This window comes from Mesorhizobium sp. M0185 (assembly GCF_040322175.1).
In the GTDB taxonomy this organism is placed as follows: Bacteria; Pseudomonadota; Alphaproteobacteria; order Rhizobiales; family Rhizobiaceae; genus Mesorhizobium.
This window is the reverse complement of record NZ_JAMYSY010000005.1, coordinates 190,684-215,200: the sequence shown is the minus strand read 5'-3', so window position 1 is coordinate 215,200 and position 24,517 is coordinate 190,684. Positions and strand designations below refer to the sequence as shown.

The 24,517-nt window shown below is 63.0% G+C and carries 22 protein-coding genes and 1 other RNA gene; 4 read left to right on the top strand and 19 right to left on the bottom strand.

Annotated elements, in window-relative coordinates; all coding sequences use genetic code 11:
- Positions 1-206, top strand: a 206-nt coding sequence (locus tag NKJ20_RS06730) for a sulfotransferase (protein WP_352743190.1), incomplete at its 5' end; no start/stop codon positions are given.
- Positions 207-268: 62 nt separating this feature from the next.
- On the opposite strand, the gene NKJ20_RS06725 is transcribed toward NKJ20_RS06730, so the two are convergent.
- The 13 genes from NKJ20_RS06725 to ffs all read right to left on the bottom strand — a co-directional run bounded on the left by NKJ20_RS06725 (position 269) and on the right by ffs (position 13,677).
- Entirely contained in the window at positions 269-1,546 is a 1,278-nt protein-coding gene (locus NKJ20_RS06725; protein ID WP_352743188.1) for a 4-aminobutyrate--2-oxoglutarate transaminase, read from the bottom strand.
- A gap of 286 nt (positions 1,547-1,832) precedes the next feature.
- Positions 1,833-2,147 carry a hypothetical protein gene (locus tag NKJ20_RS06720; protein WP_352743186.1) on the bottom strand — a complete coding sequence of 105 codons (315 nt, stop codon included), beginning with the start codon at positions 2,145-2,147 and terminating at the stop codon, positions 1,833-1,835.
- 44 nt (positions 2,148-2,191) lie between these two features.
- Entirely contained in the window at positions 2,192-2,941 is a 750-nt protein-coding gene (locus tag NKJ20_RS06715) for an ABC transporter ATP-binding protein (protein ID WP_352743184.1), read from the bottom strand.
- Positions 2,938-3,771, bottom strand: coding sequence for an ABC transporter ATP-binding protein (locus NKJ20_RS06710; protein WP_352743182.1), 834 nt, complete (start codon positions 3,769-3,771; stop codon positions 2,938-2,940). The genes NKJ20_RS06715 and NKJ20_RS06710 overlap by 4 nt, the downstream gene beginning before the upstream one ends.
- Before the next feature lie 10 nt (positions 3,772-3,781).
- Positions 3,782-4,702 (bottom strand): nickel transporter permease, encoded by a 921-nt coding sequence (gene nikC / locus NKJ20_RS06705; RefSeq protein ID WP_352448584.1) that lies wholly within the window; start codon positions 4,700-4,702, stop codon positions 3,782-3,784.
- 13 nt (positions 4,703-4,715) lie between these two features.
- Positions 4,716-5,783 (bottom strand): ABC transporter permease, encoded by a 1,068-nt coding sequence (locus tag NKJ20_RS06700; protein ID WP_352743180.1) that lies wholly within the window; start codon positions 5,781-5,783, stop codon positions 4,716-4,718.
- Between the two features lie 31 nt (positions 5,784-5,814).
- Complete coding sequence (locus tag NKJ20_RS06695) at positions 5,815-7,458, bottom strand: ABC transporter substrate-binding protein (protein ID WP_352743178.1); 1,644 nt, start codon at positions 7,456-7,458, stop codon at positions 5,815-5,817.
- 201 nt (positions 7,459-7,659) lie between these two features.
- Entirely contained in the window at positions 7,660-8,937 is a 1,278-nt protein-coding gene (locus NKJ20_RS06690; RefSeq protein ID WP_352743176.1) for a lytic murein transglycosylase, read from the bottom strand.
- Positions 8,938-9,130: 193 nt separating this feature from the next.
- Positions 9,131-9,736, bottom strand: coding sequence for a recombination mediator RecR (gene recR, locus NKJ20_RS06685; protein WP_352743174.1), 606 nt, complete (start codon positions 9,734-9,736; stop codon positions 9,131-9,133).
- Between the two features lie 335 nt (positions 9,737-10,071).
- Positions 10,072-11,010 (bottom strand): cell wall hydrolase, encoded by a 939-nt coding sequence (locus tag NKJ20_RS06680; RefSeq protein WP_352743172.1) that lies wholly within the window; start codon positions 11,008-11,010, stop codon positions 10,072-10,074.
- Between the two features lie 289 nt (positions 11,011-11,299).
- Positions 11,300-11,623, bottom strand: a complete 324-nt coding sequence (locus NKJ20_RS06675; protein ID WP_023676870.1) for a YbaB/EbfC family nucleoid-associated protein — start codon at positions 11,621-11,623, stop codon at positions 11,300-11,302.
- A gap of 32 nt (positions 11,624-11,655) precedes the next feature.
- On the bottom strand, positions 11,656-13,476 hold the full coding sequence (locus NKJ20_RS06670) for a DNA polymerase III subunit gamma/tau (protein WP_352743170.1): 1,821 nt from the start codon (positions 13,474-13,476) through the stop codon (positions 11,656-11,658).
- Positions 13,477-13,580: 104 nt separating this feature from the next.
- Positions 13,581-13,677: signal recognition particle sRNA small type (ffs, locus tag NKJ20_RS06665), an RNA gene on the bottom strand.
- 359 nt (positions 13,678-14,036) lie between these two features.
- On the opposite strand from ffs, the gene NKJ20_RS06660 reads away from it, so the two are divergent.
- The 3 genes from NKJ20_RS06660 to NKJ20_RS06650 are packed head-to-tail and all read left to right on the top strand — an operon-like array spanning position 14,037 to position 15,764.
- Positions 14,037-14,456: an HIT family protein gene (locus NKJ20_RS06660; RefSeq protein WP_023676868.1), complete on the top strand. Its 420-nt coding sequence runs from the start codon at positions 14,037-14,039 to the stop codon at positions 14,454-14,456.
- A 38-nt stretch (positions 14,457-14,494) separates the two neighbouring features.
- A complete protein-coding gene (nudC, locus tag NKJ20_RS06655) occupies positions 14,495-15,436 on the top strand; it encodes an NAD(+) diphosphatase (RefSeq protein WP_352743168.1) in 942 nt (313 codons plus the stop codon).
- A gap of 25 nt (positions 15,437-15,461) precedes the next feature.
- Complete coding sequence (locus tag NKJ20_RS06650; RefSeq protein WP_023676866.1) at positions 15,462-15,764, top strand: Dabb family protein; 303 nt, start codon at positions 15,462-15,464, stop codon at positions 15,762-15,764.
- A 25-nt stretch (positions 15,765-15,789) separates the two neighbouring features.
- On the opposite strand, the gene NKJ20_RS06645 is transcribed toward NKJ20_RS06650, so the two are convergent.
- From NKJ20_RS06645 to NKJ20_RS06620, 6 genes are all read right to left on the bottom strand, one after another.
- Complete coding sequence (locus NKJ20_RS06645; protein ID WP_352448574.1) at positions 15,790-16,731, bottom strand: 2-hydroxyacid dehydrogenase; 942 nt, start codon at positions 16,729-16,731, stop codon at positions 15,790-15,792.
- A gap of 95 nt (positions 16,732-16,826) precedes the next feature.
- The gene (locus NKJ20_RS06640) at positions 16,827-18,458 is read right to left on the bottom strand and encodes an ABC transporter ATP-binding protein (protein ID WP_352743166.1); all 1,632 of its coding nucleotides are present in this window, start codon (positions 18,456-18,458) and stop codon (positions 16,827-16,829) included.
- Positions 18,455-19,594 (bottom strand): ABC transporter permease, encoded by a 1,140-nt coding sequence (locus tag NKJ20_RS06635; RefSeq protein WP_352743165.1) that lies wholly within the window; start codon positions 19,592-19,594, stop codon positions 18,455-18,457. The genes NKJ20_RS06640 and NKJ20_RS06635 overlap by 4 nt, the downstream gene beginning before the upstream one ends.
- Positions 19,594-20,688, bottom strand: a complete 1,095-nt coding sequence (locus NKJ20_RS06630; protein WP_352470038.1) for a microcin C ABC transporter permease YejB — start codon at positions 20,686-20,688, stop codon at positions 19,594-19,596. The genes NKJ20_RS06635 and NKJ20_RS06630 overlap by 1 nt, the downstream gene beginning before the upstream one ends.
- Before the next feature lie 30 nt (positions 20,689-20,718).
- Positions 20,719-22,587 (bottom strand): extracellular solute-binding protein, encoded by a 1,869-nt coding sequence (locus tag NKJ20_RS06625; protein ID WP_352743163.1) that lies wholly within the window; start codon positions 22,585-22,587, stop codon positions 20,719-20,721.
- The gene (locus tag NKJ20_RS06620) at positions 22,587-24,470 is read right to left on the bottom strand and encodes an extracellular solute-binding protein (protein WP_352743161.1); all 1,884 of its coding nucleotides are present in this window, start codon (positions 24,468-24,470) and stop codon (positions 22,587-22,589) included. The genes NKJ20_RS06625 and NKJ20_RS06620 overlap by 1 nt, the downstream gene beginning before the upstream one ends.
- Positions 24,471-24,517: the final 47 nt, after the last annotated feature.

Genomic DNA, 24,517 nt, shown 5'->3' with positions numbered 1-24,517 from the left:
GATTTGATAACCGTGATCACGCAATCGCTGTCTATGAAGCACATAACGCTTCCGTGAAATCAACGCTGCCACCTGAACGCCTTCTTACTTATCAGGCCTCCGAAGGGTGGGAGCCGCTTTGTGCCTTTCTCGGTGTACAGTTGCCTTCCGAACCGTTTCCACGCACCAATTCGACTGCCGAATTTCGTGCTCGCATAGGGCGTTGAACGGCGGCTTGCCACCTATCTCGGCCTTCGCCGCAGTTGAATCTAGGCGATATCCTCGCCGCTCAGGCGGCGCGGGCCTCGCGGATCGAACTTTCCAGAATGTCGAGCGCCTCGTTCATGACTCCGTCCTGAATGGTGATCGGCGCGAGGAAGCGGATGACGTTGCCGTAGACGCCGCAGGTGAGCAGGATCAGGCCCTTGTCGAGCGCCTTCAGCCGGACCGCATTGGCGAGTTCCGGCGACGGCAGCCCCTTCGTCACATCGTTGAACTCGACCGCGTTCATGAAGCCGGGGCCTCTGATATCGACGATTTCCGGCGCTTCGTCGCGGATCGATTGCAGGCGCTGCTTCAGACGGTTGCCCAGCGTGTTGGCCCGGTCGCAGAGCTTCTCCTCGTCGATGACGTCGAGCACGGCATGCGCCGCGGCGACGCCGATCGGGCTGCCGCCATAGGTGCCGCCGAGTCCGCCGGGGTTCGGTGCATCCATGATCTCGGCACGCCCGGTGACCGCCGCCAAGGGGAAGCCGCCGGCCAGGCTCTTGGCCATGGTGGTGATGTCGGCTGCCACCTCATGGTGGTCCATGGCGAACATCTTGCCGGTGCGGGCAAAGCCGGTCTGCACCTCGTCGGCGATCAGCAGCATGCCGTGCTGGTCGCAGATCTTGCGCAATGCGGTCATAAAGTCGCGCGGCGCCTCGTAGAAGCCACCCTCGCCCTGGACCGGCTCGACGATGATGGCGGCAACGCGGGCCGGATCGACATCGGCCTTGAACAGCCGGTCGAGCGCAGCCAGCGAATCGGCGACCGACACGCCGTGCAGCGCAACCGGGAACGGCGCATGGAAGACATCCGCCGGCATGGCGCCGAAGCCGACCTTATAGGGCACGACCTTGCCGGTCAGCGCCATGCCCATGAAGGTGCGGCCGTGAAAGCCGCCGGAAAAAGCGATGACCGCCGGCCGGCCGGTGGCGTTGCGGGCAATCTTGATCGCGTTCTCGACCGCCTCGGCGCCGGTGGTGACAAAAATCGTCTTCTTGTCGAACTTGCCGGGCAGCATGCCATTCAGCCGTTCGGCCAGCCTGATATAGCTCTCATAGGGCACGACCTGATAGCAGGTGTGGGTGAAGCGGTCGAGCTGCGCCTTGACCGCTTCGATCACCCTGGGGTGACGGTGGCCGGTGTTGACGACGGCGATGCCGGACGAGAAATCGATGTAGCGGCGGCCTTCCACATCCCAGATCTCCGAGTTTTCGGCGCGATCGGCATAGATCTGAGTCGTCATGCCGACGCCGCGCGAAATCGACTGGCTCTTGCGTTCGGAAATGGCTGAATTTGTCATCGTATCCCTCACCGGGCCGGCGCCCGCTCTCGTTTGATGGCTGTTGATACTCTTCTGGGCTTATTTCAGGTTTTCCTCAAGTTGGCACTGGCGGCGGGCGATTGGGCCTGCGGTCCGGCAGCTACGCGATGATGGCCGGCACTATCGCCGGCGCAGCGATCATGCTGCTGTTCCTGCCGGCGCGCTATGCGGCGTGGTTCAGGTCAAGGAGCCGAAAGGCTGGAACGAGCTACCCGTTTTGGAGACCGGCGAACCGGTGCAAGGTCCGACTTAAGGCTTTGCCGGATCATTCGTTATCGTTGGAAGGTATAGGGCGCGACCTGGCGCGCTGCCATGGCGACGATTTTGACTCGCGCCAAGCATGCCAGCCTTCCGGCAAGTCGGCCAACGCAAGGATACTTTCATCCCGTTGCACAACGTTTTGCAAGCTGACAATCATTATGTCGCCTTCGTCAACAGGTCCAATTTCGCTGTTGTGGAATTGCCAACTGCCGTCGTCATCGTCATGCGAGACGTGTGCAATCCAGTCGCCGCGGGTAATTATGACCCGATCCAAAAACACCGCGACATTGGGCGGGTCTGGGAACGTCCATTGCTGCATGGGAATCTCCCGAAGACAGTTGGTCCTGCGCACCGTGAGAAGGTTCAAGCGGTTCTCACGAACCCCTCGCTGGCCCTCAGCAAATTGCGCGTATAATCTTTGGTGACACGGCGTTCGACAAGATCGTCCGCGGTCAGATTCTCCATCGCCTCGCCGTTCTGCATCACCATCAGCCGTTCGCACATGTGGGTGATGATGGCTAGGTCGTGGCTGACCATCAGGAAGGTCAGCTTGCGGCGGCGCCTGATCTCTTCCAGCAGGTTCAGCACCTCCGCCTGCACCGAAGCGTCGAGCGCCGAGGTCGGCTCGTCGAGCAGCAGGACCGACGGTTCCAGAATCAGGGCGCGGGCGATCGCCACGCGCTGGCGCTGACCGCCGGACAATTGATGCGAATAGCGAAAACGGAACCCGGTGCCGAGGCCGACCTCGTCGAGTGCCCGCTGGATGCGCTTTTCGCCGTCGGCGAAGCCGTGAATGGCGAGCGGCTCCTGCAGCAGGCGGTCGACGGTCTGGCGCGGGTGCAGCGAACCGTACGGGTCCTGGAAGACCATCTGCACCTCGCGGTAAAACGCCTTGTCGCGACGCGCGCCGAGCGTTTTGCCGTTGACGGCGATGGTGCCTGATGCGGCCGGCGCCAGGCCGGCGATTGCCCTGAGCAACGTCGACTTGCCGGAGCCGGACTCGCCGACCAGGCCGAAGGATTCACCGGATTCGACCTCGAGGCTGACGCCTTTCAACGCGCGGAAGCGGTCGAAGACCACCTCCAGCCTGTCGACGGAAAGGGCTGCCGTCATGCTGCCCACTCCGGCTTGCGGTCGAGCACCGGCAGCGGGTGACGGTCGGCGCCGATCTTGGGCATGCAGTTGAGCAGGCCGCGCGTATAGGGATGCTGGGCGCGGCCGAGCTCCGAGGCTTTGAGCTGTTCGACCACCTTGCCGGCATACATGACGATGACACGATCGCAGAAGGACGAGACCAGGCGCAGATCGTGCGAGATGAAGATCAGCCCCATGCCGCGCTCGCTGACCAGCCGGTCGAGGATGCCGAGCACGTCGAGCTGGACAGTGACGTCGAGTGCCGAGGTCGGCTCGTCGGCGATCATCATCTCCGGCCCGGCGATCAGCATCATGGCGATCATGACGCGCTGGCCCATGCCGCCGGAAACCTCGTGCGGATGCAGGTCGAAGACACGGGCCGGATCGCGGATCTGCACAGCCTCCAGCATGGCCAGCGCGCGGTCGCGGGCTTCGGCCTTGGAGACCTTCTCATGCGTGCGCAGCGTCTCGACGATCTGGCGGCCGATGCTCATCACCGGGTCGAGCGAATATTTCGGATCCTGCAGGATCATGGCGATACGCTTGCCGCGCAGCGCGCGGCGCTCGCGCGGCGAGGCGGCCAGCAGGTCGATGCCGTCAAAAGCGAGCGTCTTCGCGGTCACCTCGGCCTGCGGCGGGGTGACGCCCATGATGGCGCGGCCGGTCTGCGACTTGCCCGAACCGCTCTCGCCAACAATGCCGAGCCGCTCGCGGCCGAGCGAGAAGGAGACGCCGCGCACCGCCTCGATCAGGCCGGTGCGCGTCGGGAAGGTAACGCGCAGGTCGTTGACTTCGAGAAGCGTGCTCATTGGTCGCCACTCATTGGTCGCCACTTCGGGGATCGAGCGCGTCGCGCAGTCCGTCGCCGAGCAGGTTGAAGCCGAGGCTGACGATGAGGATGGCAAAGCCCGGAGCACCCGCCACCCACCACTGGTCGAGCACGAAGCGGCGGCCCGACGCGATCATCGCGCCCCATTCGGGCAGCGGCGGCTGCGCGCCGAGGCCGAGGAAGCCGAGGCCGGCCGCGGTCAGGATGATGCCGGCCATGTCGAGCGTCACCCTGATGATCAGCGAGGAGATGCAGAGCGGCATGATGTGGCGAAGCACGATGCGAAACGGCGAGGCGCCCATCAATTGCACCGCCTTGATATAATCGGAATTGCGCACCGTCAGCGTTTCGGCGCGGGCAATGCGCGCATAGGGCGGCCACGAGGTGATGGCGATGGCAAGCACGGCATTTTCGATGCCGGGGCCGAGCGCGGCGACAAAGGCCAGCGCCAGGATCAGCTTCGGAAAGGCGAGGAAGATGTCGGTGATGCGCATCAGGATCGCATCGGTCCAGCCGCCGGCGTAACCGGCGACGGTGCCGACCAGCAAGCCGATGGGCGCGGCGATAATGGCAACGAGAATGACGACGTAGAGTGTCCAGCGCGAGCCGAAGATGATGCGCGAATAGATATCGCGGCCGAGATCGTCGGTGCCGAACCAGTGCGCCGCACTCGGCGCCAGGAGCCGCGAGCCCTTGAGGTCGCCGAATGTCGGCGAATAGGGCGCCAGCACATCGGCGAATGCCGCGACCACCAGCAGGGCGACGATGATGAGCAGGCCGGCAAACGCCAGCCGGTTGGCGGAAAAGCGCCGCCACGCCACATAGGCGCGGCCGAGCCTCGCCTGCACGCGCGACGCCGGCCGCTCGCTGAGCAGCCAGTCGCGGCGGGTTTGAATCGCTTCCGTGCTCATCCTGCCTTGGTCCTCATCCTGCCTTGGTCCTTGGATCGAGCAGCCGGTAGAGCAGGTCGGAGAATAGATTGATGGCGATGAAGACCGAGCCGATGATGATCGTGCCGCCAAGCACGGCATTCATGTCGGCGTTCTGCAGCGAGTTGGTGATGTAGAGGCCGATGCCCGGCCACGAAAATACTGTCTCGGTCAGCACCGAGCCTTCGAGCAGCCCGGCATAGGACAGAGCGATCACCGTGACCATCGGCACCGCGGCGTTGCGCAGCGCGTGACCCCAGATGATGCGCGTTTCCGACAGGCCCTTGGCGCGCGCTGCGACGATGTATTCCTGGGTGAGTTCGTTCAGCATGAACGAGCGCGTCATGCGGCTGATGTAGGCGAGCGAGAAATAGCCGAGTAGCGAGGCCGGCAGGATGATGTGGCGGAAGGCATCGGCAAATACGTCCCACTGCCGCTGCCAGAGCGCATCCAGCAGGTAAAAGCCGGTAATCGGCGTGAAGGTGTATTCGTAGACGACGTCGAGCCGGCCGGGAAAGGCGACCCATTGCAGCTTGGCGTAGAACAGCACCAGCGCCAGCAGCCCCAGCCAGAAGATCGGCACGGAATAGCCGACAAGGCCGATGATGCGCACGATCTGGTCGATGACGCTGCCGCGCCGCACGGCGGCCAGCACGCCGAGCGGCACGCCGATGACCGAACCGATCAGTGTCCCCAGTGTCGCCAGTTCGAGCGTCGCCGGAAAGGCGCGGCGGATATCGGTCATCACCGGATTGGTGGTCAGCACCGAGGTGCCGAAATCACCGTTCAGGGCATGTTTGACATAGATGTAGAACTGCTCGACCAGCGGCAGGTCGAGGCCCATCTCGCGGCGCGTTCGTTCGACGACGTTGGCCGGCGCCCGGTCGCCGAGCACCGCCAGCACCGGGTCGATCGGGATCACGCGGCCGATGAAGAAGGTCACCGCGAGCAGACCGAGATAAGTCGTTATCGTGATGACCAGGAACCGGGCGATAGATGAGGCCACGGCAACGGCGCGGGCGCCGCCGCGCCCTGCCGTCACCTCGCTTTCAGCCACACTCATACGGCGCGTCCGCCGGCGTCACTCCCCGGCATCACTCTTTCGAGACGGGGCCGACGAAGTTGGTGTCGAAGCTCGGGCCGAGCGCAAAACCCTTGAGGTTCTTGCGCAGGCCGGCCACTTCCAGCTGCTGGTGGATGATGACGAAGGGGCTGGTATCGAGGATCTTCTTCTCGAGATCCTGGTACATTGCGGCGCGCTTGGCCGCGTCCTTCTCGAGCAGGGCCGCTTCGGTCTGCTTGGTCAAGTCCGGGATGTCCCAGGCGTTGCGCCAGGCCAGCGTCTTGGTCTTGCCTTCATCCGAATTGTCGGGGTTGCTGGCGAAGGTCTGGGCGTTGGAGTTCGGATCGAAATAATCCTGGCCCCACTGGCCGATATAGATGTCGTGGTTGCGGGCGCGGTATTTGGTCAGCGTCTGCTTGCCGTCGCCGGGGATGATCTCCAGCTTGATGCCGGCCTGTCCCAGCGTCTGCTGGATCGATTCCGCCATGCCCGTCGTCGGCTGCCCGGTACGCACGTCCATGGTGACGCTGAAGCCGTCGGCGAGGCCGGCCTTGGCGAGCAGTTCCTTGGCCTTGGCGACGTCGAGCTTAAACGGATTCTCGTCCAGCTCGCCAAGCACGCCTTTCGGCAGGAAGGTCTGATGGATCTCGCCGATGCCCTTGAGGATGGTCGAGCTCAAGGCGTCGTAGTCGACCAGATATTTGAAAGCCTGGCGAACCTCGGGCTTGGCGAGGTTCGGGTTCTTCTGGTTGAGGCTGATGTAATAGACCGTGCCCTTCGGCGCACTGGTGGTGGTGAGGTCGGCATTCTTGGCAATGGCATCAAGGTCGTTCGGCTCGAGATTGCGGGCAACGTCGATGTCGCCGGCTTCGAGCGCAAGGCGCTGGCCCGAACTTTCCTTCATGTTGCGATAGATGACGCGGGCAAGCTTGGCCTTGTCGCCGTAGTAATTGTCGTTGCGCTCCAGCACGACGGCCTCGTTGGCGCGCCATTCGCGCAGCTTGAAGGCACCGGAGCCGGCATAGCCGGTCTTCAGCCAGGCATTGCCGAAATCATTGTCCCATTTGTAGTCGGCGCTCGGCGTGACCGCGGCGACATGCTCCTTGACCAGCTTGGCATCGACGACCGAGGCGACCGTCGCCGACAGGCAGTTCAAGACGAAGCTTGGCGCATAGGCCTTGTCGACGGTGAACTGGAACGTCGTGTCATCAACGGCCTTGGCCTTCTCGGTGACGTTGCCGCCATCGATACCGAACTGGCCGATAATAAAGGCCGGGCTCTTGTCGAGCTTGATGGCGCGCTCGAACGAATAGGCGACGTCCGCCGCTGTGATCGGATTGCCGGAGGCGAATTTGAGGCCGGGCTTGAGCTTGAACGTGTAGGTCAGGCCGTCGTCGGAGACGCTCCAGCTTTCGGCGAGATCGCCCTTGACCTTGGATGTGTCGCTGAGGTCGAGGCGTACCAGAAGATTATAGGTGTTGCCGGTGACCTCTGCGGTCGACAATTCGAATGCTTCGCCCGGATCCATGGTGATGATGTCGTCGATGGCGAAACCCTCGACCAGCGTGTCGGCGGGCGTGACCGCGAAGGCAGGCGCACCGGCCAGAAGCAGCGCGGACATGGCCGCGCCCGCGAGCAAGAAGCGGGAGCGTAGAGCAAACTTTTCCATCATCATTTTAACTGTTCCCTGTTTTTGTTGACCTGAGTTCCCGGCTCAGGGTTGTGGCATTTCTTGCCGCGTCGAACGGTGATCCCCGGACCGTTGTCTTGGCAATTTTTTGTGCGGTTCCGGTTCACCATATCCGGCGGTTTCGAGCGCGGCAACGAGCATTTGCAGAACGGTCGATTGGGCCAGACCGGCGGTGCGAAAATCCGGCTATTTCAGCGCGGTAACCAGGTCGGCGTCGGGAAAGCAGGTAGCGGAACGGCCGTTGCTGGCCTGCCATTTGCCGATCGAGCGGCGCGTCTTGAAGCCAGGCAGGCCGTCGGCGCTGCCGACATCGTAGCCCTTAGCTTCCAGCGCCCGCTGCAGGGCGGCGATGTCGGAGCGGTAGAGCCCGCCGACCGCGCCCCAATTGCCCGAGAAATTGCTGTCGCCATGGGCGATGCGATCGGCGCCATGGCCGATGAACAGGGCATAGAGATCGCTGGTGTTATACTGCTTCAGCACATAGAAATTGGGGGTGACGATGAAGGCCGGGCCGCTACGCCCGGCCGGCATCAAAAGAAAGCCCTCGGCTTTCAGTTCGCTCGCCGGGAACGGTTTATCCGACACACGCCTGATGCCCATATCAGCCCATTGGGATATCTTCTTGCCCTGGTCCGGACCTTCGAGCGAGCACGAGACGCTGTCCGGCACAGTCACCTCGAAGCCCCAGCCGCGGCCCCTGACCCAGCCATAATGGACGAGATAATTGGCGATCGATGCCAGTATATCGGGCGTCGAATTCCAGATGTCGGTGCGGCCGTCGCCATCGAAATCGACGGCATGCTTGAGGAACGATGTCGGCATGAACTGCGGCTGGCCAAGCGCGCCTGCCCAAGACGATTTCATCGCGCCGACCGGGGCAAGCCCGCGCTCGACGATCTCGAGCGCAGCCAAGAGCTCGGTGCGGAAGAATTCCTTCTTGGTCGACATGAACGCCTTGGTGCCCAGCACCTCGAAGGCGTCATAAGGCATCTTCGCCGCGCCGAAGCCGCTCTCGCGGCCCCAGATCGCCAGCAGCACTTCGCCAGGCACGCCGTAGCGTTTCTCGATCGCGGCAAGCGTCCTGGCGTTGGTCGCCTCGCGGGTGCGGCCGCCGGCGGTCACCGCTCGGACTATCTTTTCAGCGAAATAGGCGCCCGGCGAACCGAATTCGGCCTGATGCTGCTTCTGCGGCGTCGTTGCCTTCTCGCCCGGCTTCACCAGGTCGGGCAGCTTCAGGTTCGGCTTGACGCCGTCGAAGGCGGCATCGAAGGTTTTCTTGCCGATGCCTTTGGCCTTGGCTTCGGGCCAGAGGTCGTTGCTGAGCCAGGCGTGGAACTGGTCGTCGATTGTTGCGGCGGAGGCGGGAGTGGCGAGGATCAACCCAAGTAGGGCTGCTAGAAACGAGAGGCAGGCTAGTGTGCGAGTTCGGCGTTCTGTCGCGCCCCCCTCTGTCCTGCCGGACATCTCCCCCACGAGGGGGGAGATTGGCAGCTTTGACGATGGCGCCTTTTCTCCGGCGCTGGAGGTTGGCGAAAGCCAGCGCGACAGCCAATCTCCCCCCTCGTGGGGGAGATGCCAAGTGGTAGCAAAGAGGGCAGGACAGAGGGGGGCGCGAAGGAACGCAATCATCTCGGAAGCACTCTCCCCGCAACTCGCCTCAAAACACTGTCCGCGACTTCAGTGCCGCGGCCAGCGTGCCTTCGTCGAGATAATCGAGTTCGCCGCCGACCGGAACACCGTGCGCCAGGCGCGTCACCTTGATGTCGAAGCCGGAAAGCTGGTCGGTGAGGTAGTGCGCGGTGGTCTGGCCCTCCACCGTGGCGTTGACGGCGAGGATCACTTCCTTGACTTCGCCGCCGGCGACGCGATCGACCAGCGAACGGATGTTTAGCTCATCAGGACCAATGCCGTCGAGCGGCGACAGCGTACCGCCGAGCACATGGTAGCGCACGTTCATGGCTGTCGCCCGCTCCAGCGCCCAAAGGTCGGCCACGTCCTCGACGACGATGAGCATAGTGGGGTCGCGGCGGGGGTCGGTGCAGATCATGCATGGATCCGAGGTATCGACATTGCCGCAGGTCGAGCAGATGCGCACCTTGTCGACCGCCTCGCCCATGGCGGCGGCGAGCGGCGCCAGCAGCTGTTCCTTCTTCTTGATGAGGTGGAGCGCGGCGCGCCGTGCCGAACGCGGACCAAGCCCCGGCACCTTGGCCAGCAGCTGGATCAGGCGTTCGATCTCGGGACCGGCGATTCGCTTCGACATCGCACCGGTTTAGGATTTTTCAACGCGTTTTGGAACTCTGCTGAGGCGGGCGACCGGGCAATCGCTTCAGGCTTGAATTCGCCCGTCACCCTTTTCCGGGCGTTGGCGCTGCCCCTCACCCGCCTGCCGGCGACCTCTCCCCGTATAGTGACGGGGAGAGGAACGCTCTTATCGACGGTTTCGCCAATCATCATCGTTGCAGAATGTACGCCAGGATTGCGGCCGTCCCCCTTCTCCCCGTCACTATACGGGGAGAAGTGCCCGGCAGGGCGATGAGGGGCGGCGCCGACTCCACGTATTTGTCTGTCCGAAGCGACTGCAAGCCACTAGGGCCGTCAGTTTTCTTCCAGTGGCCGGGTCTGGCCGGCGATCATCGCGCCGATGGCGTCAGTGTTCTCGGGCGTCGTCTCGAACGACATTGTCGGCTCTGCCGGCGCGGCCTGGAAGGAGGTGACAGGCCGCTCGCTCACGGTTCCGCCAAAACGGGCCGCATCCGGCTCCTGCATTGGCTCTTGCAGCGCTACAAGCATCGGCTTCTCCGGTGTCGCCCTCGCCGCGGTTGCTATCCCGGCAGTCACTCTTGTCTGCTTTGCCGGCTGCGATGCCGCGGCGGTCACATAAGTCGCTTTGGCGAATGTCGGCTTGACCTCGCGAGCCGGCTCCGCCGAGGCGACAAGTATGGCCTGAGCGGCAGGCGCTTGCGGCTTGGCGTGGGCAACGGCGACTACCGGCTCGTCCGGCAGCGGCTGCCAGTTGCGGCCGCGCTTTTCATAGAAGGCATTGCCGCCGGCGACCATGGTGTAGTGCATGTTCTTGTAGGGGAAGCGCAGGCCGGCGGTGTGGAAGAACATGGTGTTCTTCAGCTTGGCTTTGCGCTCGCCCTTGAGCACCGCCTCGGCGGCTTCCTCGACGTCGGGCATCGCCTTCGAATTCATCGGCCGTGTCATGACGCCCGGCGCGAACTGCCCGCGCTCGCCGACGACCTGGCAGATGGTGTTGCCGTGATTGCCGGACCGCAGCCGGTTCATCACCACCGTGCCGACCGCAATCATGCCGTCACGGCTCGAGCGGTTGGACTCGAAGAACATTGCCCGCTCCAGGCACTCCTTTTCCTTCGGCGTGGAATTGTAGGAGCGCGAGCTCAGGAAACTCGGCGTAATGGCATCGGTCAGGCTGGACATGCCGTGCGAGGCGGTCTGACTGCAAGCGGCCAAAAACAGCGGCGAGATAACGACGCCGAGCCGCAACGGCGTCTTCCATCGGGTAGAGATCAACAGGTGTCCCCTCAATTCTGCTGCCAGCCCGCCCCTGGTTGCGGCAAGAATGAGACACTTTCAGGCAAAAAGATGGCTAAAGCGTTATTAAGTGTGGGGAGTTGCCTAATAGACACAGCTGGCGGTAGAGCGAGCACTGGGCCGCTGCACTCTTCGGCCACTGTAACGGCATACCGATTGACTAGCGCGTCGCGTTCGACCGGCCTCATGCGACGCGCTTTAGGTTCTTGTTTTGATGCATGTCGTTATCGCAAAACCGCTGCACACTTTTGCGCGACATGCACTAGCCTTAGAATGGCAGCTTCATTCCCGGCGGGATCGGCAGTCCCGCGGTCAGCGCCCTGGTCTTCTCCTGCATGATCTGCTCGACCTTGGTCCTGGCGTCGTTGTGGGCAGCGAGAAGCAGGTCCTCGAGAATCTCGACCTCGTCTTCCTTGAACAGCGACGGGTCGATCTTCAGCGACTTCATCTCGAATTTGCCGGTCAGCGTGACGCTGACCAGGCCGCCGCCGGCCTGCCCGGTGGCTTCCAGCGTGGCGATCTCATCCTGCATGGCCTGGAACTTGGCCTGCATTTCCTTTGCCTTGCCCATCATGCCGAGAAGGTCTTTCATCGCACGATCCTTTGCAGTTGGTGCTGGTTGTTTCAGGTTTCGTCGTCGTCGGCCGGCGGCTCGACCGGCACTTCGGCCTCGTCGGCTTCCGGCGCGTCGGGAATGCGCACGTCGATGATCTTGGCGCCGGGAAAGCGCGCCAGGATGGCGGCGACCGTCGGGTCGCTCTTGGCATCGAGGAAGGCGTTTTCGCGCTTTGTCGATTCCAGCTCGGCCAAGGTCTGGCCGCCCTCGTCCTTCGACAGCGACACCAGCCAGTTGCGGCCCGTCCAGGCGCGCAGCTTGGCGGTCAAATCATTGAGCAACATCTTCGGCGCATCGTCGGTCAGGCTGACGTCGATACGACCGGGCTCGAAGCGCACCAGGCGCACGCAACGCTTCACCAGCACCTTGAAGGCCATGTCGCGCTGGGCGTCGGCAAGGGCGACAATGTCGGCCAGCGATTTCACCGGCACCGGCGGCGCCTCGACCGCCGGCTCCGGCGGAGCAACGAAGTTGGTCGGCACCGGCTCGGCCTCGACCAGGCGCATTGTCTGGGCGCCGCCATTGGCCGTCGGCATCCGCGCCTGCGCCACGGCGCCGGCACCACCGCTTGCAGGCGCATGGTTTGCGGGGCCGGGGCTTGCCGGCGTGCCATTCACGCGCGGCGCAGTGCCCGGCAGGGTACCGCCGTTCTCCAGCGATTTCAGCGCCTCGTCCAGCGTCGGCAGGTCGGCGGCATGGGCCAACCGGATCAGCACCATCTCGGCGGCGCTGACCGGGCGGTTGGAAGTCTGCACCTCGGGAATGCCTTTCAGCAGCATCTGCCATGTCCGCGACAGCACCTTGACCGACAGCGTGCTGGCGAAATCGGCGCCGCGCCGGCGCTCGTCCTCGGACAGCGAGGCGTCGTCGACGGCCGCCGGCACGAAACGCAGGCGGGTGACCAGATGGTTGAACTCGGCAAGATCGGTCAGCACCGCGGCCGGATCGGCGCCGGTATCATACTGGGCGCGGAATTCGGCGAGCGCGGCGGCGACGTCGCCCTTCATGACATGTTCGAACAGGTCGACGATGCGGGCACGGTCGGCAAGGCCGAGCATAGCACGCACCGCTTCGGCGCTAACCGCGCCGCCGCCATGGGCGATCGCCTGGTCGAGGATCGACTGCGCATCGCGCATCGAGCCTTCGGCCGCGCGCGCGATCATCGCCAGCGCATCGTCTTCGACTTCGATGCCCTCCAGACCGGCTATCCTGGCAAGGTCGGCCTTGATCATTGCCGCATCGATGCGCCTGAGGTCGAAACGCTGGCAGCGCGACAGGACGGTGATCGGCACCTTGCGGATTTCGGTGGTGGCGAAGATGAACTTGACGTGCGGCGGCGGCTCTTCCAGCGTCTTCAGCAGGCCGTTGAAGGCCTGGTTGGAAAGCATGTGCACTTCGTCGATGATGTAGACCTTGTAGCGCGCCGACACCGGGGCGTAGCGCACACGCTCGATGATGTCCCTGATGTCGTCGATGCCGGTATGCGAGGCGGCGTCCATCTCGATGACGTCAACATGCCGGCCTTCCATGATCGCCTGGCAATGCTCGCCGAGCACGGCAAGGTCGACGGACGGCTGGTCGACGGTCGATGTTTTGTAGTTCAGGGCCCGCGCGAGTATGCGCGCGGTCGTCGTCTTGCCGACGCCACGCACGCCGGTCAGCATCCAGGCCTGGGCGATGCGGCCGGTGGCAAAGGCATTGGTCAACGTGCGGACCATCGGCTCCTGGCCGATCAGTTCGGAGAAATTCGACGGTCGGTATTTGCGCGCCAGCACGCGGTAGGCGGCAGGCTTGTCCAATTTCCCGGCCTCGTTTCCGGCTTCGCTCATTCGCCCGTTAAGCTCCAAGGGCTGCCACTGGAGGCGGCCGATTCCTGCGCATAGTTTCGCCCGCACGGCTTGGCGCCGTCAATGTCAGGGCAAAAGGCGAAGAGGCGGGAGGCTGGAACAATGACCCGTTCCGGGCTCGTTAGGGCTGCTTCCTTCCGGACCTGACCCGGTTGGCGAGTGGACCGTCCACCACCAACCTCCCAGCCCCCATATCGGCAATCCGGCGATGAAATGCAAGTGCGGATGATAGGGGCCTTGAGCGACGGCGAAAGCTGAAACCAAAAACCCGCCTCGGCGGGCGGGTCGTTGGTGCGAATAATCACCATAGCGAGATTAGTAGCATAGCTGCCGGCACAAAGCAAGAACAAAATGTGGCCGCGATCAAAATCGTCGACCTCGGCGGGGCAGCGCCAACCTGATGCAATTTGCCCGGGCCCTCACTTCTTCGCGCACAATCAGCGCCGCGACGGCCAATGTTGGTTGCTGCCCCTTGCGGCCCTTCGGAAGCCGCTCTAGCGTCGATGGAGTTCAAAAAACGTCAAAAAGTGAGGGAAACGCCGATGCTGCCGGGCCTCAAGGCCGGATTCACGCTTGACGCCCAGTTGGAAGCCGACAGCGAACAGCTGATGTGGCTCGGCCTGTGCGAATTGCGCGTCATGAACGACCGCCGCTGGCCATGGCTGCTGCTGGTGCCGCAGCGGCCGGGCATCGAGGAAATCCACGACATGACGCCGCTCGACCAGGCGATGCTGACCTTCGAGACCAACATGGTGGCGCTGGCGCTGAAGCGGGTGACCGGCTGCACCAAGATCAACACCGGCGCACTCGGCAACATCGTGCGCCAGCTGCATGTACACGTCATTGCGCGCTCGGAAGGCGATCCCGGCTGGCCCGGCCCGGTGTGGGGGCACGGCCTGCGCGAGCCCTATCAGCGCTCCGACCTTCGCAAGTTTGCGGAAAAGATCAAGGCAGCGCTATAAGCCTCTCCCGTGTCCATCTTGAACCTTCCCGAGTCTGCATGAGCTTTCGCCTGTTTGACGCGCCCTTGCGCGAGCCGAGCCAGTTCGTCGGCTTCGCCGGCAACATTATCGACCGGCAGTCCGAAAACCGCGCCGACGATTCCGTCGAAAAGGCACTCGCCGATCCCTCGGCGCGGCTTTTGCTGATGCGTGGCGGTCGGCTCTATCTGAAGCTTGCGCAAGGCGCATTCGATCCCTGGTTCGGCGTGGCCGAATGCCGGCCGCTCGAAGCATCGCTCGAAAACGGCGTCCTGCTCGGTTTTTCCGAAAGCGGCCCGGTGCTGGCGGTGCCGGCCGGGGTCGAGCCCGAGCAGCTTCCCGAGACGATCAAGGCGATCGACTATCGCACGGTCTATATGCAGGGGCTGATCGACGAAGCAGCGGCCGGCGCGCTGGCGCAAGGGGCGGCGCTGCTCGCCTGGCATGCCAGCCATCGCTTCTGCAGCAAATGCGGCACCGAAGCCGAGATGCGGGCGGGCGGTTACAAGCGGCATTGCCCGGCCTGCGGTACGGAGCACTTTCCGCGCACCGACCCGGTGGCGATCATGCTGACGGCAACACGCGAAAAATGCCTGCTCGGCCGCGGCCGGCATTTCGGGCCCGGCATGTATTCGGCGCTCGCCGGTTTCATCGAGCCGGGCGAGACGATCGAGGCGGCGGTGCGCCGCGAAACGCTGGAGGAAGCCGGCATCAGGCTCGGCCGCGTCGTCTACCACGCCAGCCAGCCCTGGCCGTTTCCCTATTCGCTGATGATCGGCTGCTTCGGCGAACCGCTCAACGACGATATCCAGCCCGACCTCAACGAGCTGGAAGATTGCCGCTGGTTCTTTCGCGACGAGGTGCTCTCGATGCTGGCCCGCGAGCATCCGGGCGGCCTGGTGACGCCGCCGAAGGGGGCGATCGCCTATAACCTCATCCGCGCCTGGGCTGACAGCGCGTGACACGAAGACATCGCAGGAGCAAAAAATGATCCGTCACACCGTCGTGTTCACGCTGAAACACCCGCCGCATTCGCTCGAGGAAAAACGGTTCCTCGCCGACGCCAAGAGGATTCTCACGGCGATAAAGGGCGTCACGCATTTCGAGCAGTTGCGGCAGGTCAGTCCCAAGAACGACTACCGCTTCGGCTTCTCGATGGAGTTCGCCGATCAGCGGGCCTATTCCGGCTACAACGACCATCCCGATCACGTCGCCTTCGTCCGCGACCGCTGGATCCCGGAAGTCGAGGCGTTTATGGAGATCGACTACGTGCCGCTCGGCTGGGGCTGAGACTGGAAAGCGGCGCTCTAACAAATCAATACCCGGCGTCGCGATCCACCACATTTTCCAGCGCTTCGCCGCGCTCGAAAGCATCCATCTGACGCAGCATGATCGGCGCCAGGTGGACCGGATCGGAGGTTGCGGCCGCGTGCGGCGTCACGAACACTTTGGGGTGGCTCCATAGCGGGCTGGTCTTCGGCAGCGGCTCGACCTCGAACACGTCGAGGCTGGCTTCCTTCAGCGTGCCGTCGTCCAGCGCGCGCAAAATGTCGGCGTCCTTCTGCAGCCTGCCGCGCCCGGCATTGATCAGCACTGAGCCGCCGAGGCCGTTGCGCTTCCGCAGCTCCTTCAGCACGCCGTGGTTGATGATACCGTGCGTCTCTGGCGTCAGCGGCAGCAGCACCACCAGGATATCGGTGGCGTTGAGGAACGGGATCAGGCCGGCCTCGCCCGCGTAAGTCGAGACACCTTGCATCGGCCGATCGCTGCGCGACCAGCCATTGACGGGAAAGCCGAGCGACAACAGCACCGATGCCGCCGCGCGGCCAAGCGTGCCGAGCCCCATAATGCCGACCGAGATGTCGCTGGCCGGCCGCTGCTGCGGTTCATGCCAGATCTTCTTCTGCTGCTGGGCGCGGTAGAGCATGCCTTGGCGATGGTGGTCGAGCACCCGCCAGACGACGTATTCGGTCATGTACTGGGTCAGGTTGTCGGCCACCACCTTAACGACCGGTACGTCGGGCAAGGTGGGATCGGCGAAGATGTGGTCGACGCCGGCGCCGATCGAGAAGATGGCGCGCAGATTGGGCAGCGACGACAACAGGTTCGGCCGCTGTTTCCACACCACAGCATAGGTAATCGAGGGATCGCCGGCGCCATTCGGCTCGAGCACCACCTCGCGCTCCGCCGACAGCAGTTCGCGCCAGCGCAGCGGATGAATACCGGTGAGGGCAAGCAGGATGCGGCCTTTTTCCATTGTGGATTGTTTTTCCCTTTTTACCAACAGCGTTCGCGTTCCGACGCGCAAGGCGCGGCAGCGTTTTGATTTTGTGCATGATCTCTGGCGAAAATCTACTCGCTGACGATGCCGACCGGCGCCGTTTCGATCTTGAAGGCGGCCGAGATCAACGCCTTTGTATAGTCGGTCCGCGGGTTGCCGAAAATCTGTTCGGAAGGACCGGCCTCGACGATCCTGCCGTTGCGCATGACGATGACTTCGTTGGCGAGCGCGCGGATGACCCTCAGATCGTGGCTGATGAAGAGGTAGGCGAGGTCGTGCTTGGCCTGCAGGCTGCGCAAGAGGTCGACGACCTGCGCCTGCACGCTCATGTCGAGCGCCGAGGTCGGCTCGTCCAGCATGACGAAACGCGGGTTGAGCACCATTGCGCGCGCGATGGCGACGCGCTGGCGCTGGCCGCCGGAGAATTCGTGCGGATAGCGGTTGCGCGTCGCCGGATCGAGGCCGACTTCCCCGAGCACGTCGACGATACGCTCGTCGCGCGCATCAGGAGACAGCTTCGGCTCATGGATCTTCAACCCTTCCTCGATGATCTCGGCGACCGACATGCGCGGACTGAGCGAACCGAACGGATCCTGGAAGACGATCTGCAACTCGCGCCGCAACGGCCGCATTTCGTTGAAGGACAGCTGATCGATGCCGCGTCCGTCGAACTGGATGTTTCCGGTCGACGAGATCATCCTGGCCAGCGCCAGGCCGAGCGTCGTCTTGCCTGAGCCGGATTCGCCGACGACGCCAAGCGTCTGGCCGGCCCGCACGGTGACGTCAATGCCGTCGACCGCCTTCACATTGTCGACGGTGCGCCGGAAGAAGCCCTTCTTGATCGGAAACCAGACCTTGACGTCCTTGCCGACCATCACCGGCTTGGCGGCCTGGTTGGCCGCCGGCGGCTTGCCTTTCGGCTCGGCGGCAAGCAGATGCCGCGTGTAGGCGTGCTGCGGATTGGCGAATATCTCCTTGGTCGGGCCGGTCTCGACGATCTTGCCCTTGGTCATCACGCAGACCCGGTCGGCGATCTTCCTGACGATGCCGAGATCGTGGGTGATGAACAGCATCGACATGTTCTTGCGGCTTTTCAGGCCGGCGAGCAGCTCGAGGATCTGCGCCTGGACGGTGACGTCGAGCGCCGTCGTCGGCTCGTCGGCGATCAAAAGTTCAGGCTCGTTGGCCAGCGCCATGGCGATCATGACGCGCTGGCGCTGGCCGCCGGAAAGCTGGTGCGGATAGGCGTCGAGCCGTTTTTCCGGTTCGCGGATGCCGACCTCGTGCAGAAGTTCCAGCGTGCGCGCCTTGGCTTTGCGATCGCCCAGGCCCTGATGCAGCTTCAATACCTCGACGATCTGCTGCTCTATCGTGTGCAGCGGGTTGAGCGAGGTCATCGGCTCCTGGAAGATCATGGTGATCTTGTTGCCGCGCACGCGGCGCAGGTCTCTCTCGTCGGCGGCAAGCAGGTCGGCGCCGAGGAACAGGATCTTTCCCGACGGGTGGCTGGCGGTCGGATAGGGCAGCAGCTTCAGAACCGACAGCGCGGTGACCGACTTGCCGGAGCCGGATTCGCCGACCAGCGCCACCGTCTCGCCCCTGGCGAGGTCGAAGGAAATATGGTCGACGGCGATCGACTGGTCGCCGCCTTGCGTGAAGGCGACGCTGAGATCCTGGACCGAGAGCAGCGGGGTGTCGCTCATCTGAACGTCTTGCGCGGATCGAAGGCGTCGCGGGTGGCCTCGCCGACGAAGACCAGCAGCGACAGCATCAGCGAGATGACGACGAAGCCGGAAATGCCGAGCCAGGGCGCGTTGAGATTGCGCTGTGCCTGCTTCAGCAACTCACCCAGCGAGGCGGCGCCGGGCGGCAGGCCGAAGCCGAGATAGTCGAGCGAGGTCAGCGTCGAAATCGAGCCGCTGAGCAGGAAGGGCAGGAAGGTCAGCGTCGCCACCATGGCGTTGGGCAGCAGATGCCGGAACATAATGGTGACATTGGATACGCCGAGCGCGCGCGCCGCGTTGACATATTCGAAATTGCGGGCGCGCAGGAACTCGGCCCGCACCACGCCGACCAGTGCCACCCAGGAGAACAGCAGCATCAATCCGAGCAGGATGAAGAAGCCGGGCGGCAGGATGGCGGCGACGATCAAGAGCAGATACAGCACCGGGATCGCCGACCAGATCTCGATGAAACGCTGGAACAGGAGGTCGGTCCAGCCGCCGAAATAGCCCTGCAGAGCGCCGGCCGCCACGCCGATCAGCGCCGAGCCGGCGGTCAGGATCAGGCCGAACAGCACCGATATCCTGAAGCCGTAGATGACGCGCGCCAGCACGTCGCGGGCCTGGTCGTCGGTGCCCAGCCAGTTCCAGTTGCCGACGTTGCAATTGGGGTCTGCCTCGCCTTTCGGATACTGGTTGCAGCGCGTCTTCTTGTCGTAGAGCCAGGACGGCTTGGTCGGTGCTGCTTCGGGAATAGCGTTGTTGACGGTCTGGTAGGAGTAGCGCACCGGCGGCCAGACCATCCAGCCATTGGCGTTGATCTCGTCCTGGATCACCGGGTCGCGGTAGTCGGTGACCGCATAGAAGCCGCCGAACTTCTCCTCGGGATAAGCGACCAGGACCGGAAACAGGATCTCGCCCTTGTAGGAGGCGATGATCGGCTTGTCGTTGGCGACCAATTCCGAAACCAGCGACAGCACGAACAGGAACAGGAATATCCACAACGACCAGTAGCCGCGCCGGTTGGACTTGAAGTTCTGCAGGCGCCGCTGGTTGAGCGGCGACAGAAAGGGCCGCGCGATCCGAGCCGGCGCCGTTTCGGCCATGGTCCGCGCCATCAGACGTCTCTCCGCTCGAAATCGATGCGCGGATCGACCCAGGTGTAGATCAGGTCGGACAGCAGCCCGACGAACAGGCCAAGCAGCGAGAAGATGTAGAGATTGGCGAACACCACCGGATAGTCGCGCTGCACCACCGAGTTGAAGCCGAGCAGGCCGAGGCCGTCGAGCGAAAATATGTTCTCGATCAGCAGCGAGCCGGTGAAGAAGGCCGAGATGAAAGCACCGGGAAAACCGGCGATGACGATCAGCATGGCGTTGCGGAAGACGTGGCCATAGAGCACCTGCCGCTCCGACAGGCCCTTGGCGCGGGCGGTGACGACATATTGCTTGCGGATTTCCTCGAGGAAGGAATTCTTGGTGAGCAGCGTCGTCGTGGCGAAGGCCGACAGCACCAGCGCGGTCAGCGGCAAGGTCATATGCCAGAAATAGTCGACGATCCGCGCCGGCCACGACAGCTGGTCCCAATTGTCGGAGGTGATGCCGCGCAGCGGAAACCAGTCCCAGAACGAGCCGCCGGCAAACAGCACCATCAGCAATATGCCGAACAGGAACCCGGGAATGGCGTAGCCGACGATGACGACGCCGCTGGTCCAGACGTCGAAAGTGGAGCCGTCCTTGACCGCCTTGCGGATGCCGAGCGGGATCGAGATCAGGTAGGATAAAAGCGTGATCCACAGCCCGATCGAGATCGACACCGGCATCTTTTCCAGGATCAGGTCGAGCACTGAGATGTCGCGGAAGTAGCTGTCGCCGAAATCGAAGCGGAGATAGTTCCACAGCATCATGCCGAAGCGCTCGAGCGGCGGCTTGTCGAAGCCGAACTGCTTCTCCAGCTTCTTGATGAATTCCGGATCGAGCCCTTGCGCGCCGCGGTATTTCGAGCCGACGTCGCCGGCGACGTCGACATTGGCGCCGCCGGCATCGCCGCCGCCGCCGCCGAGGCGATCGCTGCCGCCCTGGTTGGTCAGCCTGGCGATGACCTGCTCGACCGGCCCGCCCGGCGCGAACTGGATGACGGCGAACGACACCGCCATGATGCCGAACAGGGTCGGGATCATCAAAAGGATGCGGCGCAGTATATAGGCGCCCATCAGGCTCTCTGCCTCGCTTGTGCGAAAATCTCAGGCTTTGCCAATTTTTGCCGCCTTGTCTTTGTCGAACCACCACAGCGTCTCGACCGGAAAGTCGTAATCCGGCTTTTGAGCGGGAAAGCCGAACATGTCCCAGAAGGCTGCCCGGTGATTCGCCAGATGATATGTTGGAATCCAGTCTAGCCGCGCGCGCAAGACCCGATCGAGCGCGTTGAGCGCTGTGACGAGTTCGATCCGGCTCTGCGCCTTGCCGGCTGCCTCGATCAGCGCGTCGATGGCTTTGCTTTCCGTGCCCGGATAGTTGCGCATCCCCGGCGTTTTCGCCATCCGGGAAGCATAGAGGATCTCCAAACCATCGGCGGTTGGCGTCGCTCCGATCGACCATGCGAGCATGTTGAAGTCGAAGTCGAAATTGCTCTGCCGCGCTTCAAACTGCGCCGAATCGACTTGGCGGACCGAAGCGTCGATGCCGATCGCCTTCATATTCTCGGACCACGGAAGGAAGATGCGAACGAGGCCATCGTCCTCGGCCAGCATTTCCACCCGCAGCCGGTCGCCCTTTTCATTGACGAGGAAATTGCCCGTTCGCTTCCAGCCGGCTTCCGCAAGCAGTCTCGAAGCCTCGCGCAGCAGCTTGCGGTCGTGGCCCGAACCGTCAGAGACGGGTTGCATCACCGGATCGCCGAAGGTCTCCGGCGGCAACTCGGCTCGAAACGGCTCCAGCAGTTTCAATTCCTGGGGTGAGGGTAGGCCCTTGGCCTTGTAATCCGACCGCTCGAAGTTCGATTGCGAACGCTCGTAGGAGTCGAAAAACAGAACCCGCCTGGTCCATTCGAAGTCGAAGCAATAGGCGATTGCCTGTCTCACGCGAATGTCGCGGAACTGCGGACGGCGCTGATTGAGTGCGACAGCCTGCATGGATGGCGTTTTCTCGCCGGGAAATTCGCGTTTGACGACCCTGCCATCCTTCAGCGCTGGAAAGTCGTAGCCGGTCGCCCATACCCGCGCGGTGAACTCCTCGCGAAAATGCGTATCCCCTTTCTTGAACCCTTCAAAGGCTGCCTGGCGATCAAGGTAGAAATCGATACGGATACGGTCGAAATTGTAGCTGCCGCGGTTCACGGCCAGATCGCGGCCCCAATAGTCGGCGACGCGTTCATATTCGATGGTCTGCCCGGCCACCACCCGCCCCACTCTGTACGGTCCGGAACTGAGCGGTGGGGTCATCGTCGAGGCGTCGAAATCATTGGCCGTGTAGAAAACTTTGGACACGATCGGCATTACGACGATGGCGAGGATATTCTGCGCGGACTGCTGGCCGTTGAAGGTAAGGCTGACTGTAAGCGGATCGATTGCGGCCGCATCCGTCATATGCCGCAGCGCTTGGGAAAGGTTCGGGTGTCCTCGGTCTTTGTAGAGGTTCAATGCGAAGACAACGTCCTCAGCCGTCAGCGGCGAGCCGTCATGAAAGCGCGCTTGTGGCCGCAGGCTGAAGCGGAAGCCGTTGCGGTCCTGCGACAAGGTAACGGATTCGGCAAGCAGGCCGTAGACCGCATCCGGCTCATCGACTGCCCTTGCCATCAGGGAATCGAAGCAGAGCTCGGTGCGCGGCGGCGAATCCCCCTTCAACACCAGCGAATTCAACGTGTTGAAAGTCAGAAAGCTCTGATTGAGGGTGGAGTTCGGCGGGCCGAAATTCATCCGGCCGCCCTTGGGAGCGTCTGGATTGACATAGTCGAAATGCGTGAAATCCGGCCCGTATTTGAGATCGCCAAAAGCCGACAACCCGTGCAGTTTCACGCCGGTCGGAATGGCGGCGAAAGCTCGGCCTGGCAGCAGTGCCGCAGCGGCGGCAGCACCGCCAAGGGCCAGGAAGTCGCGACGAGGCAGCGCTGCCATCAATTGCCGCTCTTGTATTTGGCCGCCAGCGCCTTTTCCTTGTCCGGGTCGATCCACCAGGAATTCTGGTCGACGCCGCTATAGGCGGGCTGTTTCTCCGGCATACCGAACTTGTTCCAGTAGGCCAGCCAAACCACGGCGCGGTAATATTGCGGCACGACATAGTAGTTCCACAGCAGCACCCGGTCGAGCGCATGTGTGGCGGCAACCAGATCATCGCGGTCGGTGGCAAAGATGATGCGGTCGACCAGCGCATCGACGACCGGATTCTTGATGCCGGCGTAATTGCGCGATCCCGGCGAATCGGCGGCCTTGGAACTCCAGAAATCGCGCTGTTCATTGCCGGGAGAGTCCGACTGCCCGAGTATCGAAGTGACCACGTCAAAGTCGAAGTGGGTGACTCGGTTGATATACTGGGTTTGGTCGATCAGGCGCAGCGTTGCGTCGACGCCGATTTTGCGCAGATTGGCGATATACGGGCTGGCGATGACCTGGTCGGTGTCGTTCCAACCGAGGATCTCGAATTTGAACGGTTCGCCGGTCTTGGCGTTGACCATCTTGCCGCCCTTGATGATCCAGCCTGCCTTGGCGAACAGATCGACCGCGGTCTTCAGGTATTTGCGCTCAGCCTGCGGGTTGTCGTAGACCGGCAGCTTGAATTCCTGGGTAAAGACTTCAGGCGGCAGCTTGTCGCGGTACTGCTCGAGGATTTCGAGTTCCTTGCCCTGCGGCAGGCCACTCGACGCCAGTTCAGTGCCCTGGAAATAGCTGCTGGTGCGGGTGTTGGAGCCGAAAAACAGGGTCCGGTTCATCGTCTCGAAATCGAACGGATACATCAGCGCGGCGCGCACCAGGCTATCCTGGAACAGCGGGCGCCTGGTGTTGAGCATGAAGGCCTGCATCGGTTCGGGCGACGCGGTCTTGAATTCCTTCTTGATGACGTCGCCGGCCTGAACTGCCGGGAAATTATAGGCCGTGTTCCAGCGCCTCGAACTGTTCTCCGGCTTGATGTCGTCCAGTCCGCCCTTGGTGAAGGCCTGCCAGGCGGCATTGTCGTCGAGAAAATAGGTGAAACGCTGCCTGTCGAAATTCTCGCGGCCGATTTTTACGGGCAGCTTGGCCGCCCAGTAATCGGGCACGCGCTGCCAGATGATTTCGGAGCCAGGCTTGAAGCTGGCGATCTTGTAGGCGGCGGAGCCGAGCGGCGGCTCCTGCGTCGGCTTTGTGACGTCGCGCTTCTTGCCGTTGGCGTCGGTGCCTTCCCACCAGTGCTTGGGCAGCACAACGAGATCGCCGATGATCTTCGGTAGCTCCCGGTTGCCCTTCTGGCTGAAGTGGAATTCGACCGCGCGGTCGGACACCGCGACGGCGTCGGTGACGTTTTCGAAATAGCGGCTGTACATCGGGCTGTTGGCCTTCAGCACCTGGAACGACCAGATCACGTCTTCGGTGGTGATCGGCTGCCCGTCATGCCATTTGGCCCGTGGATCGAGCCGGTAGGTCGCCGAGGAATAGTCGGCCGGATATTTGTAGCCGTCGGCGATCAGCGTATGGCTGGTGCTGCCCTCGTCCGTCGCCTGCTCCATCAGCGTGTCGTAGAGCAGGCCGCCGCCGAACTGCGCGAAGCCGGCGGCCGGCGAACCCTGCACGATGTAAGGATTGAAGCTGTCGAACGTGCCGAGCACCACTGAGTTCACTGTGCCGCCCTTCGGTGCATCCGGATTGACGTAATCGTAATGCTGGAAATTGTCGCCGTATTTGGATTCGCCGATCAGCGACGAGGTCGTGCGCCATTCGTCCGCAAAGGCCGCCTGCAGGCCGCCGGCAAAGGCAGCCAGCATCAGCACCGATTTCAGAAGCGTCCGCGCTCGGCCAACCGTCATGCGTTCTCCTCTTCGCGATATAGCGCCGTCACCATAGCGTCTGGGCC